General features: G+C 59.5%; 8 protein-coding genes. 5 read left to right on the forward strand and 3 right to left on the reverse strand.

Annotated features, from left to right (window positions below; genetic code table 11):
- Positions 1 to 14: 14 nt before the first annotated feature.
- Both IB245_RS04660 and glnA read right to left on the reverse strand, forming a co-directional pair.
- On the reverse strand, positions 15 to 2,060 hold the full coding sequence (locus IB245_RS04660; protein ID WP_192226828.1) for a toxin-antitoxin system YwqK family antitoxin: 2,046 nt from the start codon (positions 2,058 to 2,060) through the stop codon (positions 15 to 17).
- 145 nt (positions 2,061 to 2,205) lie between these two features.
- Complete coding sequence (gene glnA / locus IB245_RS04665) at positions 2,206 to 3,612, reverse strand: type I glutamate--ammonia ligase (RefSeq protein ID WP_192226829.1); 1,407 nt, start codon at positions 3,610 to 3,612, stop codon at positions 2,206 to 2,208.
- A 330-nt stretch (positions 3,613 to 3,942) separates the two neighbouring features.
- Between glnA and thiI the strand changes: the two genes are divergently transcribed.
- Together thiI and typA are read left to right on the forward strand one after the other, a co-directional pair.
- The gene (gene thiI, locus IB245_RS04670; protein WP_008040995.1) at positions 3,943 to 5,397 is read left to right on the forward strand and encodes a tRNA uracil 4-sulfurtransferase ThiI; all 1,455 of its coding nucleotides are present in this window, start codon (positions 3,943 to 3,945) and stop codon (positions 5,395 to 5,397) included.
- Positions 5,398 to 5,536: 139 nt separating this feature from the next.
- A complete protein-coding gene (gene typA, locus IB245_RS04675; protein WP_008028025.1) occupies positions 5,537 to 7,357 on the forward strand; it encodes a translational GTPase TypA in 1,821 nt (606 codons plus the stop codon).
- Positions 7,358 to 7,559: 202 nt separating this feature from the next.
- Here typA and IB245_RS04680 read toward each other — a convergent pair whose 3' ends face one another.
- A complete protein-coding gene (locus IB245_RS04680; protein ID WP_085988407.1) occupies positions 7,560 to 8,000 on the reverse strand; it encodes a YkgJ family cysteine cluster protein in 441 nt (146 codons plus the stop codon).
- A gap of 259 nt (positions 8,001 to 8,259) precedes the next feature.
- On the opposite strand from IB245_RS04680, the gene IB245_RS04685 reads away from it, so the two are divergent.
- The 3 genes from IB245_RS04685 (at position 8,260) to IB245_RS04695 (ending at position 15,891) form a co-directional block, all read left to right on the forward strand.
- Positions 8,260 to 10,710, forward strand: a complete 2,451-nt coding sequence (locus tag IB245_RS04685; RefSeq protein WP_008028030.1) for a glycogen/starch/alpha-glucan phosphorylase — start codon at positions 8,260 to 8,262, stop codon at positions 10,708 to 10,710.
- Positions 10,711 to 10,927: 217 nt separating this feature from the next.
- A complete protein-coding gene (locus tag IB245_RS04690; RefSeq protein ID WP_192226830.1) occupies positions 10,928 to 14,521 on the forward strand; it encodes a DUF2339 domain-containing protein in 3,594 nt (1,197 codons plus the stop codon).
- The gene (locus IB245_RS04695; protein WP_192226831.1) at positions 14,518 to 15,891 is read left to right on the forward strand and encodes a DUF3999 domain-containing protein; all 1,374 of its coding nucleotides are present in this window, start codon (positions 14,518 to 14,520) and stop codon (positions 15,889 to 15,891) included. Before IB245_RS04690 ends, IB245_RS04695 begins: the two co-directional genes overlap by 4 nt.
- The last annotated feature ends 183 nt before the right edge of the window (positions 15,892 to 16,074 follow it).

Here is a 16,074-nt window from a genome sequence, read left to right on the forward strand (position 1 = left end):
CGCTGGTTGCGAAATCAGCGAATGAATTTTTGCATGCGTCTTTCCATTTCAGGCGTCGGCGGCGCGCAGCGTTCCGGTATTTCCTTGCCTGTTTCGTCATAACGAATCGTGCAGCCTAGAAAGCCCCGATCGAAAAAGTAGCGGCTACTGACGACACCGTTAGGGTAGAAACACAACTGTTCGCCGTACAGTTCGGCGCCGTCATAGTTTTTAACCGACTGCTGGTTGATGGTCATCAGCGTGAAGCCTTTTTTGGCCAGCCTGCATAAGCCGCCGTCAGAGCCATAGTTGTTAACCGTGACCTGATCGTCCTCGCCGATAATCATTTCCTGCGTTTTTTTCCCCGTTTCAACGTTGTATTCGACGTAGTTTTGTCTGCGCCCGTACAGGTACTCGCTTTCGCTTTGCAGTCTCCCTTGCTTGAAAACACGAAACTTCCCACAGAGAGCGACCTTCGGCCCATTCTCGTCGAAGCTGCACGAGTTCGTTTCCAAAGCGACGGCGCCTTTGGCATCACGATCTATCCAGGTCCCGAGGAATTGACCATTCCTATACGCGCCCTCGCTCGCGAGTGTGCCGTCGTCGAGGTAGTCGCGATAAGGGCCGTCGAGTACGCCGTCGCGCCAGGTCATCTCTTTAATGAGGCGGCTGCCATCAGCGCTGAAATGCTGTGCCGGTCCGTGCGGTTTTCCATTTTCATACTGCTCACGGAAGGTGGGCTTGCCATTCGCGGCGTAGCCTTCTCGAACTCCTGCAAGCATGTTGGCCTTGTAGTGCTCCACCAGCGTCAGCGTGCCATTGGCGTCGGTATCACGCAGCTCGCCTTCCTTCTTGCCATCGATGAAGTTCACACGTTGCGTATGCCCCTCTTTGGTTCTGAGTATCCAGGGACCACTTTGCAGGCCATTTTCATAGGTGCCTTCACCCGCACCGGTCAGCCAGGGGCCTTGGCGTTTGTCGTTCTGATAGTCGCCACGCTCAGTGACCACGCCATTGCGGCGCTGTTCGCTGGCCCCCTGAAGTTGGTCATGCAGATAGGTGACGAAGCCGCTGGACTCGGGCTCATCGTCTTCGGGCGGCGCGGTCCGCCAGCGACCTTCGCGCAAGTCATTTTCGTAATTGCCGACTTGCAGTTCCTCTGGCGTCCAGATACTCCATCGGCCGTGACGTTTTCCGTCGACGTAGGGGCCGCTCGAGCGATTCTCCCAGCCTTTCTGAAAGGTCCACTCACCGGTCCGCAGATTGTTTTTGTACTGGCCGATGGAGCGCAAAAGTCCAGAGTTAAAGGTCACGGCATAGCCATCACGCGTGGCGTCATACTGAGTCGGATCGGTTTCCCAGGCGATGCTGTAGATCTGATAGTTGTAAGCCGTCCGGTCGCCATAGTCGCGAACTGGTTTATCCGTGCCGCGCCAGTAGGTCACTGTCAGGAAGCGCCCGTCTTTCTTCTGAAAGGTTTTTTTGTAGGTACTGATGCTGTCACTGGCTGGATCATCGGGGACGGGCTTTTTCTGCTCATCGAAATAGCTTACGAGCGTGCCTGCAGTGTGATCGATTTGGTCAAATTCGGTGACCCCGGATTCTTCATAGTTAATGCGGTAGTCAAACGGGCTCAGCTTTGCCAGCGCCTTGCGGACCATTAGCACATTAAGGTTTTTCTGATCTTTGGCAATGCGGTCGAGAGCGGGTTGCAGGCGGTCAAGTCTGACGTAGATCTGCGGGCTTTCGTAGAAGCGGTAGGCGCGAATGCCATAGCGGTTTTTAGTCTTGAACAGCACGAACATCGTGGTGTGTTCGTTGTCCAGCGCGGTATTGAATACGGCCTCGATGGAGGCGTCGCCATATGTGTCGAGCGCTTGCGGCTGGCTGTCTGGGCTCTGACAAAGGCAGTAATACCCGGTGACGCCGGCGGTTTCCTTGATGAAGGCCAGCGTTGCCTGACTTTCCTGGAGGCTGTCGATCACTGGGTGCGCCAGCGGCTTTCCCTCATAAAAAGACGCCGATTGCGCGGAACTCAAACACAGGCTGGCAAGCAGGCAGAGGTAACACAGCCACTTCATACGAATCCCTTCGTCAAGGCGCCGGGCGGGCGCGAGAGCGGCGGATTATCCATGGATGTGTGTTCAGGGGAAACGAGCACCCACAAAAAAGGCCTCCCGAAGGAGGCCTCTTTTTTGTCACGCCGCTTGCGCAGGCGCTACCGGATCAGCAGCTGTAGTACAGCTCGTATTCCAGTGGGTGTACGAAGGTACGTACCTTGATTTCTTCTTCGCTTTTCAGAGCGATGTAAGCGTCGATGAAGTCATCGGAGAACACGCCGCCTTTGGTCAGGAACGCACGACCTTTGTCCAGCTCTTCCAGGGCTTCTTTCAGGCTGCCGCAAACTTGTGGGATCTCTTTCGCCTCTTCAGGCGGCAGGTCGTACAGGTTTTTGTCAGCTGCATCGCCAGGGTGGATCTTGTTCTGGATACCGTCCAGGCCAGCCATCATCAGTGCTGCGAAGCACAGGTATGGGTTGGCAGCTGGATCCGGGAAGCGTGCTTCGATACGGCGGCCTTTCGGGCTCGACACGTAAGGAATACGGATCGAAGCGGAACGGTTACGGGCCGAGTAGGCCAGCATCACTGGAGCTTCGAAGCCTGGAACCAGACGCTTGTAGGAGTTGGTCGCCGGGTTGGTGAAGCCGTTCAGGGCCTTACCGTGTTTGATGATGCCGCCGATGAAGTACAGAGCGGTATCGGACAGGCCGGCATAGCCTTCACCTGCGAAGGTGTTCTTGCCGTCTTTCCAGATGGACATGTGCACGTGCATGCCCGAGCCGTTATCGCCGTACAGAGGCTTAGGCATGAAGGTAGCGGTGCGGCCGTAGGCATCGGCCACGTTGTGCACGACGTACTTCAGGGTTTGGGTTTCGTCGGCTTTCTTCACCAGGGTGTTGAACTTGACGCCGATTTCGTTCTGGCCGGCAGTTGCCACTTCGTGGTGGTGAACTTCGACGGTCAGGCCCATTTCTTCCAGTGCGTTGCACATGGAGGTACGGATTTCGTGGTCGTGGTCGAACGGTGGAACCGGGAAGTAACCGCCTTTGATGCCTGGACGGTGGCCACGGTTGCCGCCTTCCACGTCCTGGTCGGACATCCACGAGCCTTGTTCAGAGTAGATCTTGAACATGGAGCCGGAGATGTCGGACTTGAACTTCACTTGGTCGAAGATGAAGAACTCTGGCTCCGGACCGGCATACACAGTGTCGCCGATGGCGGTGGATTTGAGGTATTCCTCTGCGCGCTTGGCGATCGCACGTGGGTCGCGATCGTAGCCTTGCATGCTCGAAGGTTCGATGATGTCGCAGACCAGGATCAGGGTCGGCTCTTCGGTGAACGGGTCCAGTACGGCAGTGCTGTCGTCCGGCAGCAGGATCATGTCGGAGGCTTCGATGCCTTTCCAGCCAGCGATGGAGGAACCGTCGAACATCTTGCCGACTTCGAAGAAGTCTTCATCCAGCGCGTCGCGAGCCGGCATGGTCACGTGGTGCTGGGTGCCTTTGGTGTCCGTGAAGCGCAGATCAATCCACTTGACGTCATGATCTTTGATGAGTTGAACCGACTTCGACATAGTGTCCTCCGGGTGGCTTCGGGCTTAGTAGTGGATGCCCTTAGAATGTGGGTGATGCCGGCGCGAATACTCTGCCAAGGCAACCTGCCTCACAAGGGAGCAAATTGCATGCCAGTGCCCCACCATGGGTTTTTTGCCCCAATATCACGCTTATAAAGGTGTAATGCGCATTAATGGAGAAAATCCCGCCCTACAATGTGGCGCTAAAATCAATAAATGACCTGTTTTGGTGCATGCAAAACCTTCTGCACATTAACTGGTTAAACCTTGAGCAATTTCCGCTATAATCCGCGCCCCCCTTTTTCGGCAGGCCTCGCGCGCGCTGTTTCCATGAAATTAATCGTAAAAGTCTTCCCAGAGATCACCATCAAGAGCCGCCCGGTACGGATGCGTTTCATCCGCCAGTTGGCCAAGAACATCCGTGCCGTGCTCCGCGATCTGGATCCGGCCGTGGTGGTGAACGGCGTGTGGGACAACCTCGAGCTGGAAACCCGCGTCAGCGATCCCAAGGCTCTGAAGGAGATGGGCGAGCGTCTGAGCTGCATGCCGGGCGTCGCGCACTTCCTGCAAATCGATGAGTACCCGCTGGGTGATTTCGACGACATCGTTGAAAAATGCAAGCAGCACTACGGTGATGCGCTGGCCGGCAAGATTTTCTCGGTGCGTTGCAAACGCGCCGGCAAGCACCCATTCAGCTCGATAGATATTGAGAAATACGTCGGCAGCCAGTTGCGCCGCCAGTGCGGTGCCGCCGGGATCGACCTGAAAAAGCCTGAAATCGAAGTCCGAATCGAAGTTCGCGACCAACGGTTGTTCGTGATCCACAGTCAGCACAACGGCATCGGCGGTTATCCGCTGGGTGCACTGGAACAGACACTTGTGCTGATGTCCGGCGGCTTCGACTCCACTGTGGCGGCCTACCAGATCATGCGTCGCGGCCTGATGGCCCACTTCTGCTTCTTCAATCTGGGCGGAAGGGCCCACGAGCTGGGCGTGATGGAAGTCGCGCACTTCATCTGGAAGAAGTACGGCAGCTCCCAACGCGTGTTATTTGTCAGTGTGCCGTTCGAGGAAGTACTGGGAGAAATTCTCGGTAAAGTCGATAACAGTCATATGGGCGTAGTATTGAAGCGTATGATGTTGCGCGCTGCGACCCAAATTGCCGATCGACTGCAAATCGAAGCGCTGGTGACCGGGGAGGCGATCTCCCAGGTGTCGAGCCAGACATTGCCGAATCTGAACGTGATCGACTGCGTGACCGAGAAGCTGGTGCTGCGCCCGCTGATCGCCAGTCACAAGCAGGACATCATCGATCTGGCCAACGAAATCGGTACCGCCGATTTCGCCCGGCACATGCCGGAGTATTGCGGGGTCATTTCAGTCAACCCGAAGACGGCTGCCAAGCGCCACCGGGTGGAGCATGAAGAGAAAGAATTCGACATGGCAGTCCTTGAGCGTGCGCTCGAGAACGCCAAACTGGTGCCGATCGATCGCGTGATCGACGAATTGGGCCAGGATTTGCAGATCGAAGAAGTCAGCGAAGCACTGGCGGGCCAGATCATCATCGACATCCGTCACCCGGATGCCGCTGAAGACGAGCCGCTGGAACTCGGTGGCATTGAGGTACAGACGATGCCGTTTTATGCATTGAACGCTCGTTTCAAGGAACTGGACCCTACTCGCCAGTACCTGCTGTATTGCGACAAAGGCGTGATGAGTCGCCTGCATGCCCACCATTTGCTCAGTGAGGGGCATGCCAATGTGCGCGTTTATCGACCGAGCTAAGAGCCCGGGGCTGTTTGCCTGTGGCCTGCGTCATCGGCCCCCCGACTCTGCCGTCAAGCTGTAACGGCAAGGCCTGACTCTACTGTTAATCGCTGCCAAGACTTGTCAGCACACCGAATCCTCTGATCGAGATACACAAGTGATCGAAAATCTACGCAACATCGCCATCATTGCTCACGTTGACCATGGTAAAACCACCCTGGTAGACAAACTCCTGCGTCAATCCGGCACTCTGGAGCGCAACGAGCTCAACGACGAGCGCGTGATGGACTCCAACGACCAGGAAAAAGAGCGCGGTATTACCATTCTGGCGAAAAACACCGCCATCAACTGGAACGGCTACCACATCAACATCGTGGACACCCCGGGCCACGCCGACTTCGGCGGCGAAGTTGAACGCGTAATGTCGATGGTTGACTCCGTTCTGCTGCTGGTTGACGCTCAAGACGGCCCTATGCCGCAAACCCGTTTCGTGACCAAGAAGGCTTTCGAAGCCGGCCTGCGTCCGATCGTGTGCATCAACAAGGTTGACCGTCCAGGCGCGCGTCCGGACTGGGTTCTGGACCAGATCTTCGACCTGTTCGACAACCTGGGTGCCACCGAAGAACAGCTGGACTTCAAAGTCGTCTACGCCTCGGCCCTGAACGGCATTGCCGGTCTGGACCACACCGACATGGCTGAAGACATGACCCCGCTGTACCAGTCGATCGTCGACAACGTACCTGCGCCGAAAGTTGACCGTGAAGGCCCGTTCCAGATGCAAATCTCGGCACTGGACTACAACAGCTTCCTGGGTGTTATCGGTGTTGGCCGTATCGCTCGTGGTAGCGTCAAGCCGAACACTCCGGTTGTCGCCATCGGCGCCGACGGCAAGAAACGCAACGGCCGTATCCTGAAGCTGATGGGTCACCACGGTCTGCACCGTATCGACGTTGAAGAAGCGTTTGCCGGTGACATCGTGTGCGTGAGCGGTATGGACTCGCTGTTCATCTCCGACACCCTGTGCCAGCCGGACAACGTCGAGGCGATGAAGCCTCTGACCGTTGACGAGCCAACCGTTTCCATGACCTTCCAGGTAAACGACTCGCCATTCTGCGGTAAAGAAGGCAAGTTCGTGACTTCCCGTAACATCAAGGAACGTCTGGACAAAGAGCTGCTGTACAACGTTGCACTGCGCGTTGAAGAAGGCGACTCGGCTGACAAGTTCAAGGTTTCCGGCCGTGGTGAGCTGCACCTCTCGGTACTGATCGAAACCATGCGTCGCGAAGGCTTCGAAATGGGCGTTGGTCGTCCTGAAGTGATCATCCGTCAGGTTGACGGCGTGAAGCAGGAACCGTTTGAAAACGTCACCATCGACACCCCTGAAGAATCCCAGGGCAAGGTCATGGAAGAGATGGGTCTGCGTAAGGGCGACCTGACCAACATGGTGCCGGATGGCAAAGGCCGTGTGCGTCTGGAATACAACATCCCTGCTCGTGGTCTGATCGGTTTCCGTAACCAGTTCCTGACCCTGACCAACGGTGCAGGCATCCTGACCTCGATCTTCGATCGCTACGACACCATGAAGTCCGGCGACATGTCCGGTCGTCAGAACGGTGTTCTGGTATCGGTAGAAACCGGCAAGGCTCTGACCTACTCCCTGGAAACCCTGCAGGCACGTGGCAAGCTGTTCGTTGAACACGGTCAGGAAATCTACAACGGTCAGATCGTTGGTCTGAACAGCCGTGATAACGACATGGGCGTCAACCCAACCAAAGGTAAGAAGCTCGACAACATGCGTGCTTCGGGTAAAGACGAAACCATCGCTCTGGTTCCACCTGTTCGCTTCACCCTGGAACAGGCCCTGGAATTCATCCAGGACGACGAGCTGTGCGAAGTTACGCCTAAGTCGATCCGCCTGCGTAAGAAGATCCTGGACGAAGGCGAGCGTACCCGCGCTGCCAAGAAAGCCAAGAACTGAGTTTTAGTTCAGGCTGAATGAAAACGCCCCCGGTCGAAAGGCCGGGGGCGTTTTTGTTTGTCTGCGATTTGTGTGGTGTTTTCACCGGCCCCTTCGCGGGCAAGTCGGATCGCCGCATCGCTCGCTCCTACAGGTTATGCGCTGCCCTTGTAGGAGCGAGGCTTGCCCGCGAAGGCGCCCGTTCAGGCGCCCATATTCCGGATCAGAATTTCTCGAGAGGCCGACGGCTGCTGCTGGTCTCGCGCGCCACTTCCTTCGGCTTGTAAGCGCAATACCCCGGTCGCGGCCCGATCTTCGGGTGGTTGCGGCAAGTATCCGGGCGCTTTTCATAAATAGTGCACAGACGGCTCTTACGATCCAGGTACAGGCAATCGTTGTTGCTCATGCGCTGGAGGGTGAAGATCTCGGTCTTCTGGCTGTAACGCTCGACGATCCCTTCCTTCTGCAAACGCTTGGCGATGTTCTTCGCCGGTTCGCCGCGCTCGAACTCGTCGACGATGCCGATGCGGATCAGATCCTTGATCTTGACCTCGACCGGCAGGGTGCAGCAGCTGGATATGCAGGAACCGCACATCGGCGCAGAGTATTTGGCCCAGGTATCGAGACGATCGATCTCTGCGGCGGCGATCAGGTTGGGCTTCATCATCGGTTGTTACCAGCGTGTGCATCAGGGCGCGCGATCATACCGGGACTGGTGGATTTTTGAACAACCTTTCGCCAGATTTTTTTAACTGCGGTCAACAACACGTGAATTCCGGCACGGCCCCTGCATTGATTCAGGTACACGACAAGGTAATGCCGACCTATCTCGCACTAACAGGAAAAACTGCCGAACCAGAGCCTCTACCGCCTGTCAGACCGTCTAGGCTCAGACAACTCAAAGCTCGCTCGAGGTCTTATCGATGACTCAAGAACCACTTGTTCGCGAAGCAGAGGTGGCCGCATTCCGCGACGCCGTCTTGACCAAACTCACCTACGCGGTGGGTAAAGACCCGGATCACGCCTTCGACCACGACTGGTTCGAAGCCATTGCGTTGGCGGCGCGCGATCACATGGTCGAGCACTGGATGGACCACACCCGGCAGATCTACCGCAAAGGTCAGAAGCGGGTTTATTACCTCTCCCTGGAATTTCTCATCGGCCGGCTGCTCTACGACAGTTTGAGCAACCTCGGCCTGCTCGACGTCGCCCGCGAAGCGCTGACCGAGCTCGGCGTCGACCTCGAACGCATCCGCCTGCTGGAGCCCGACGCAGCCTTGGGCAACGGCGGCCTCGGTCGTCTGGCGGCGTGCTTCATGGAAAGCATGTCGACCCTCGGCATCGCCGGCCACGGTTATGGCATCCGTTACGAACACGGCTTGTTCCGCCAGGCGATTGTCGATGGCTGGCAGCAGGAACAGACCGAACACTGGCTGGATTTCGGCAACCCGTGGGAATTCGAACGGCCGGAAGTGGTTTACCCGATCGGTTTCGGCGGCAGCGTCGAAACCGTGACCGACTCAAACGGCAAGTCCAAGCAAGTCTGGTCCCCGGCGGAAACCGTGCGCGCCATTGCTTATGACACCCCGGTAGTCGGCTGGCGCGGGGCGAGCGTCAACACGCTGCGCCTGTGGCGTGCCCGCGCGATGGAAGATTTGCACCTTGAGCGCTTCAACGCCGGCGACCACCTCGGCGCGGTCGCTGAAGTGGCGCGGGCGGAAAGTATCTCCCGCGTGCTGTACCCGGCGGACAGCACCGAGGCCGGCCAGGAACTGCGCCTGCGCCAGGAATACTTCTTTGTCGCGGCATCTCTCCAGGATTTGCTGCGCCGTCATCGCAACATGCACACCTCGGTGCTGACCCTGGGCGACCACGCGGCAATCCAGCTCAACGACACTCACCCGTCCATTGCCGTGGCCGAGCTGATGCGCCAATTGGTCGATGTCTACGACGTGGCGTGGGACGCCGCGTGGCAGGTCACCGTCGACACGCTTTCGTACACCAACCACACGCTGTTGCCGGAAGCGCTGGAAACCTGGCCGGTCGGTTTGATGGAGCGGATGCTGCCAAGGCACATGCAGATCATTTACCTGATCAACGCCCAGCACATCGACTCGCTGCGCGCCAAAGGCATCCATGATTTTGACGTGCTGCGCGCGGTATCGCTGATCGAAGAGGACAACGGTCGCCGTGTGCGCATGGGCAACCTGGCGTTCCTTGGCTCCCACAGCGTCAACGGCGTGTCCGGGCTGCACACCCAACTGATGCGCAAAACCGTGTTCTCGGAACTGCACAAGCTCTACCCGGAGCGGATCAACAACAAGACCAACGGCATTACTTTCCGCCGCTGGCTGTATCAGGCCAACTCGGAATTGACCTCGATGTTGGTCGATGCCCTCGGCCCTGATCTGTTGGATAACCCGGAAGAGCGCTTGCTCGATCTGGAGCCGTTCGCGGAAAAAGCCGCGTTCCGCAAGGCCTTCGCCGAACAGCGCCTGCACAGCAAAAAAGCGCTGGCGTACATCATTCACGAGCGCCTTGGGGTTGCGGTCAACCCGGCGGCGATGTTCGACGTGCAGGTCAAACGGATCCACGAATACAAACGTCAGCTGCTCAACTTGCTGCACACCGTCGCGCTGTATCAAGCGATTCGCGCCGAGCCGGAAATCGACTGGGTGCCGCGAGTGAAAATCTTCGCCGGCAAGGCCGCCGCGAGTTATCACCAGGCCAAGCTGATCATCAAACTGACCAACGATATCGCCCGGGTGGTGAACAACGACCCGACCGTGCGCGGCTTGCTCAAAGTGGTGTTCCTGCCTAACTACAACGTCAGCCTGGCGGAGAGCATCATTCCGGCGGCGGATTTGTCCGAGCAGATTTCCACCGCAGGCTTCGAAGCGTCGGGCACCAGTAACATGAAGTTCGGCCTCAACGGCGCGCTGACGATTGGCACGCTGGACGGTGCCAACGTGGAAATGTGCGAGCGCATCGGCGCCGAGCACATGTTCATCTTCGGCCTCAGCGCGCAGCAGGTTGAAGCGCGCAAACAGAATCATGAGTTCAATGCGACGCCGGATATTGCCGCGTCCCATCGGCTGAATGACGTGCTGCAAGCGATTCGTGGCGGGGTGTTCTCGCCGGATGATCCATCCCGTTACACCGGCTTGATCGATTCGCTGATCGACTACGACCGCTTCCTGGTCTGCGCCGATTTTGATTCCTACTGGGACGCGCAGATGCGTGTTGAAGCCCATTGGCACGATTCGAACGAGTGGTGGCGTTCGGCGGTGTTGAACACGTCCCGGATGGGCTGGTTCTCTTCTGACCGGACCATTCGCGAGTACGCGACGGATATCTGGAAGGCATTGGAGTAACTTTTAGCCACAAATGTGCGCAAGGTCCGACGGTTGTTGGACCTGACCGATATACTAAGCACCAGTTTGCCAGATGTTTCAGTGATGTCCTTGCGGGCATCTTCGCGGGCAAGCCTCGCTCCTACAGAGTTTTCGCATAACCTGTAGGAGCGAGGCTTGCCCGCGAAAGCATCAGCGCAGACACCGCAAGGCAATGGGCCGCTTAGGGATATCGACCATGCAATGGATGTTCATGCTGATTGGGCTGGTGCTGGGCTGGATACTCGACGAGTCGTTCAGCGACGCGCTGTTGGGGGCGTTACTCGGGTTGGGTATCGGCCAGGCCATTCGCATCGGCCGTTTGGGTTCGCAGGCGGCTGAACAGCGCGCTTTGCTGGAGCAGGCGCAGGTGGCGCTGAATGCGGTCCAGCAACGCCTGGCCACGCTGGAGGTGTCTGGCGTCAAGGCGCCTGAAACCAGCGAGCCGCTTGCCGAGGAACCGCTTGCCAGCGAACCGGCCCCGTCCCCCGTATTCATTCTCGAAGAAGTCCCTGTCTCGACCCCGGAGATGGTCTGGGAACTCCCGCCCGAACTCGACCCGATCACCGCGACAGCGACGCAAACCAGCCGCCCGCTGCCCGACGATGCCTGGAAGCCCGAGCCGGTTGCCCGCGAACCCGCCGTCCCGCGTGGCCCGAACTTCATCGAGCGCGCCATCAGCGGTGCCCGTAACTGGCTGTTCGGTGGCAACACCGTGCTGCGGGTCGGTGTGGTGCTGTTGTTCCTCGGTCTGGCGTTTCTGCTGCGTTATGCCACCGAAGGCATGGTGGTGCCGATCGAACTGCGTTACGCCGGGGTGGCGGCGGCTGCGTTGGCCCTGCTCGGTCTGGGCTGGTGGCTGCGTCATCGCAACACTAACTATGCGTTGATGCTACAAGGCACCGGGATCGCTGTGTTGTACCTGACGGTGTTCGCGGCCATGCGTTTGCATCCGCTGCTTGATCCGACGGCGGCGCTCGGGCTGCTGGTGGCGGTGACGGTGTTCTCGGCCATTCTGGCCATCACTCAAGACTCGCTGGCACTGGCGTGCGTCGCCGCGTTGGGCGGTTTCGCCGCGCCGATCCTGACGTCCACCGGCGCCGGCAACCATGTCGCGCTGTTCAGCTATTTCGCCTTGCTCAACACCGGCATTCTCGCCATCGCCTGGTTCAAGGCCTGGCGGCTGCTCAACCTGATCGGCTTTGTCGGCACCTTCGGCATCGGTTTCGCCTGGGGCCTGCGCTCCTACACGCCGGAGCTGCTGTGGAGCACCGAGCCGTTCCTGATTGTGTTTTTCCTGATGTACCTGGCCATCGGGCTACTGTTTGCACGGCGCAAGTTACTGGAAATGAGCGACGCGCCCGAGGACGACAGTCGCAAGGCGCTGCTGCACTGGTCGGCGCGCAAAGGCGACTACGTCGACGGCACGATGCTGTTCGGCCCGCCGCTGGTGGGTTTCGGTTTGCAGTTCGCGCTGGTCCAGCATCTGGAGTTCGCTGCCGCTTTCAGTGCATTGGCGCTGGGCATGATTTACATGGGCCTGGCCCGCCTGCTGATGGGTGGCCGAGCGTTGTTGCTAGCGGAAACCTGTCTGGCGTTGGGCGTGATCTTCGCCAGTCTGGCGATCCCGTTGGGGCTTGATGCGCGCTGGACAGCGGCCGCTTGGGCGGTGGAAGGTGCCGGGATTTTCTGGCTCGGATTGCGTCAGCAACGCCCGCTGGCGCGCGCCTTTGCGTTGCTGCTGCAACTGGGCTCGGCGTTGGCGTTCCTCAGTGAGCTGCGGTTCGGCGAAAGCAGCCTGCTGGAAGGTGCGCCGCTGGGCGCGTTGATGCTCGGCGTGGCGCTGCTGTTCAGTTTCTACCAACTGCGCAACGCCTTGCCTGAGCAGACGTTGGCGTGGGAGCGCAAAGGCTTGCCGGTGCTGGCCTGCCTCGGTTTGACCTTCCTCTATCTGCTGGCGCCGCTGTTCTTCTTTACCCACGGCACGGCGATCAGTTGGGCGCTGGCCGGCCTGGCGACGTTGTTTGTCGGTCTGCGTCTGCAATCGCGCACCTTCCTCTTCACCGCGTTCGCTGTGCAATTACTGGGCGGCGCGTTGTTCCTGCTGCGCCTGCAAGGTGCGAGCGGTGAGTCTGGCGCGGTGTTCAGCGCGGGTTGGAGCGGTTTGCTCAGCGCGTCGCTGATCGGCCTGGCGTTGATCGCCGGTATGTTGCTGGCCGCCCGCGATGACATGGTGCGCAGCGATGCTCGGCTGTTGCGCGGTTTGTCGGTGGTGTTGCTGGCCGGCCTGGTGCTGATCAACCTCGCTGTTCTGTTCGTGCTGCCATGGCAAACCGCAAGTGCGGTGTGGGCGGCCAGTGGTCTGTTCATTATCTGGCTGAGCCTTTATCTGAAGCAGCGCGTGAGTTTCGTCTTCGGTCTGCTGTTGCAGGTGATTGGCGGGGCGGCGTTCCTGTTCGCCGGGCCGGACCTGCTGGGGCCGCTGGCCAGCGAAGGGTTGAAACCATTGGCGCATAGCGGATTCTGGACGCCGTTGGTGCTGGGGCTGGCGGCGTTGGTCGGCGCCTGGCGCTTGCAGCTCGGCAACCATGCTTCGGCGTTCGATGTCCTGAGTTTGCAGCGTTTGTCCGAAGTGCTGCTGGTGTGGGGCGCGGGTTGGTGGGCGTTGGCGTGGATCAGTGAAGTGCTGCGTTTTGCACCGATGAATCTTCAGGCGACGTTGCTGCTGGCAGTCGCGGCGCTGAGCGTCGCGCTGTGGGCCGTGTTGGCGTTGCGCCTGAAATGGCCGTCGCTGGGTTTGCTCTGCACTTTGCTGATTCCTGTGGCGGGTGTGGTATTGCTCGGGGCATGGCACGCGCGTTACCACCCGGCGGCTGACTTCGGCTGGCTCGCCTGGGCGGCGGTGTTCGTCGTGCATTTCATCTCGCTGCGGCGTCTGGCGCCGATGTTGCCGGCTCGTGCCCTGAGTACGGCTCATGTGCTCGGTTGCTGGCTATTGATCGGTGTACTGGCGCTGGAGTTGCGTTACGGCTTGCTGCTGTTGTCCGAGCAATACAACGCCTGGCGTTGGCTGGGTTGGGCGATTCTGCCGAGTGTTTATCTGGTGTTGATGGCCGCACCGCGTGCCTGGCCGTGGCCGGTGTCGGCTTATCCGCGCGAGTATCGACTGTACGCGGCGGCACCGCTGGCCTTGCTCATGCTCGGCTGGTTCTGGCTGGCGAACATTGTCAGCGACGGCACCGCCGAGCCGCTGCCCTATGTACCGCTGATCAATCCGCTGGAGTTGGGGCTGCTGTTTGCGCTGTTCGGCGTTTACGTGTGGGCCCGCAGCGCCGTGACGCAATTGGCACTCCGCAAGGACATCTTCGATCACGCCACGCAGCTGATCGCGGGTGTTTCGCTGTTCGCGTTTTTCACCGCGCTGGTGAATCGCACGGCTCACCATTGGGGCGGCGTACCGTTCGAGCTGGATTTGCTGCTCGCGTCGATGCAGGTGCAGGCCGGTCTGTCGATCGTCTGGACCTTGATGGCGCTGAGTCTGATGATCGGTGGCCATCTGCGTCATCGTCGCGAAGTCTGGCTGATTGGCGCGGCGCTGATCGGCGTGGTGGTCGCGAAACTGTTCTTTGTCGAATTGAGTAACCGTGGCGGACTCGCCCGGATCGTCTCGTTTATCGGTGTTGGCGTGTTGCTGTTGGTGGTGGGCTATTTCGCCCCGTTGCCGCCCAAGCGCGTCGATGCTGCGCCGGAATCTGAAAAACCGGCCCCGGAAACCGAAGGAGTGTCGTCTTGAGTCAGAAGCTGAACCTGGTCTGGTTGGGCGCTGTTGCGTTGGGCGTGGCGCTGTCGGCCAACGCGCAGGAAAAACCGGCGGACTTCGCCACGCAAGTGCCGTTGACCGTGAGCGGCGAAGGTCCGTGGTATCGCCTCGAATTGCCCTTGGCCGTGCAGCTGAATGCGCGACAAACCGACCTTAGCGATGTGCGCGTGTTCAACGCGGCCGGTGAGGCTCAGGCCTACGCCGTGGCGCGGGAGACCGCGAAAACCGGCGAAACCCCCACCCTGACCGACGTGAAATGGTTCCCGTTGTACAACTCGGCGGACGCCACCGAGCGCGCGCCGAGTGTGCGGGTGCAATCGAGCGCCAATGGCACGCTGGTCGAAGTGCAGCCGTCGAGTCAGCTGGAGGTGGGCGAAGAAGTGCTGAGCGGTTGGCTGCTCGACGCCAGCGGCATCAAGGCACCGTTGCAGCAATTGATCCTCGACTGGACCAGCGAACGCGATGGCTTCCAGCGTTTCAGCATCGAAGCCAGCGACGATTTGCAGCATTGGCAGTCGTGGGGTGACGGGCAGGTGGCGCGGCTGACGTTTGCCGACGAGCGGGTCGAGCAGCATGAGGTCGGCTTGCCGGGACAATCAGCGCGTTATCTGCGTTTGTTGTGGAGCACGCCGCAATCGGCGCCGATATTGACCTCGGCGCAACTGCAAAGCGCCAGCACGCGCAGCCTGCCGCTGCCATTGGTCTGGTCGCAGCCGTTGGCGGGCGCCAGCGTGAAGGCGGGTGAATACACCTGGCAATTGCCGATGGGGTTGAACGTCGAGCGCGTGCAGGTCGAGCTGAATCAGCCAAACAGCCTGGCGCCGGTGACGTTGTCCGGTCGTCGGGAAAGCAGCCTGCCGTGGCAGCCGTTGAGCAGTGGTTTGCTCTATCGCCTGACCCAGAGTGGCCAGGACGTGGTGCAGAACGAATTGCAGTTGCCGGGGCAAACCGTGCAGCAGTTGAAGTTGACGGTGGACGAGCGCGGCGGTGGCTTGGGCGCTGAGGCGCCGACGGTGCGTTTCGCTGTGCGTTCGACGCAACTGGTGTTCCTGGCGCGCGGCGCCGGGCCTTATACGCTGGCGTTGGGCAATGCGACGGTGAAAGCGGCGAACCTGCCGCTGGCAACGCTGATTCCGGATTACAGCGCGGCGAAGTGGGCGGCGTTGGGCAAGGCGACGGTGTCGGGCGGGGTGGTAGAGACGCCGAGCTCCACACTCACATCCGTTGCACAGGCTGAACCGAACTGGAAGAAGTTCGGGTTGTGGGCGGTGTTGTTGCTGGGTGTTTTGTTTTTGGCGGCGATGGCGTTCAGCTTGTTGCGTAAACCTCCGGCCAATTCCTGAGAAAGGCTGGCGCTGCGCGCCATTCGCGGGCAAGCCTCGCTCCTACAGGTGTACGCGTTCCACTGTAGGAGCGAGGCTTGCCCGCGAAGACTGACTGTCAGGCACCAAAAATCCCAAAACTGCCGCCCGTCGCCGGCCCACATCCGGCCGGTTTCGATCTACGCTAAACCCGGCACATGAACT

Origin of the sequence: Pseudomonas sp. PDM02, assembly GCF_014852285.1 — a bacterium.
GTDB classification, from domain to species: Bacteria; Pseudomonadota; Gammaproteobacteria; order Pseudomonadales; family Pseudomonadaceae; genus Aquipseudomonas; species Aquipseudomonas migulae.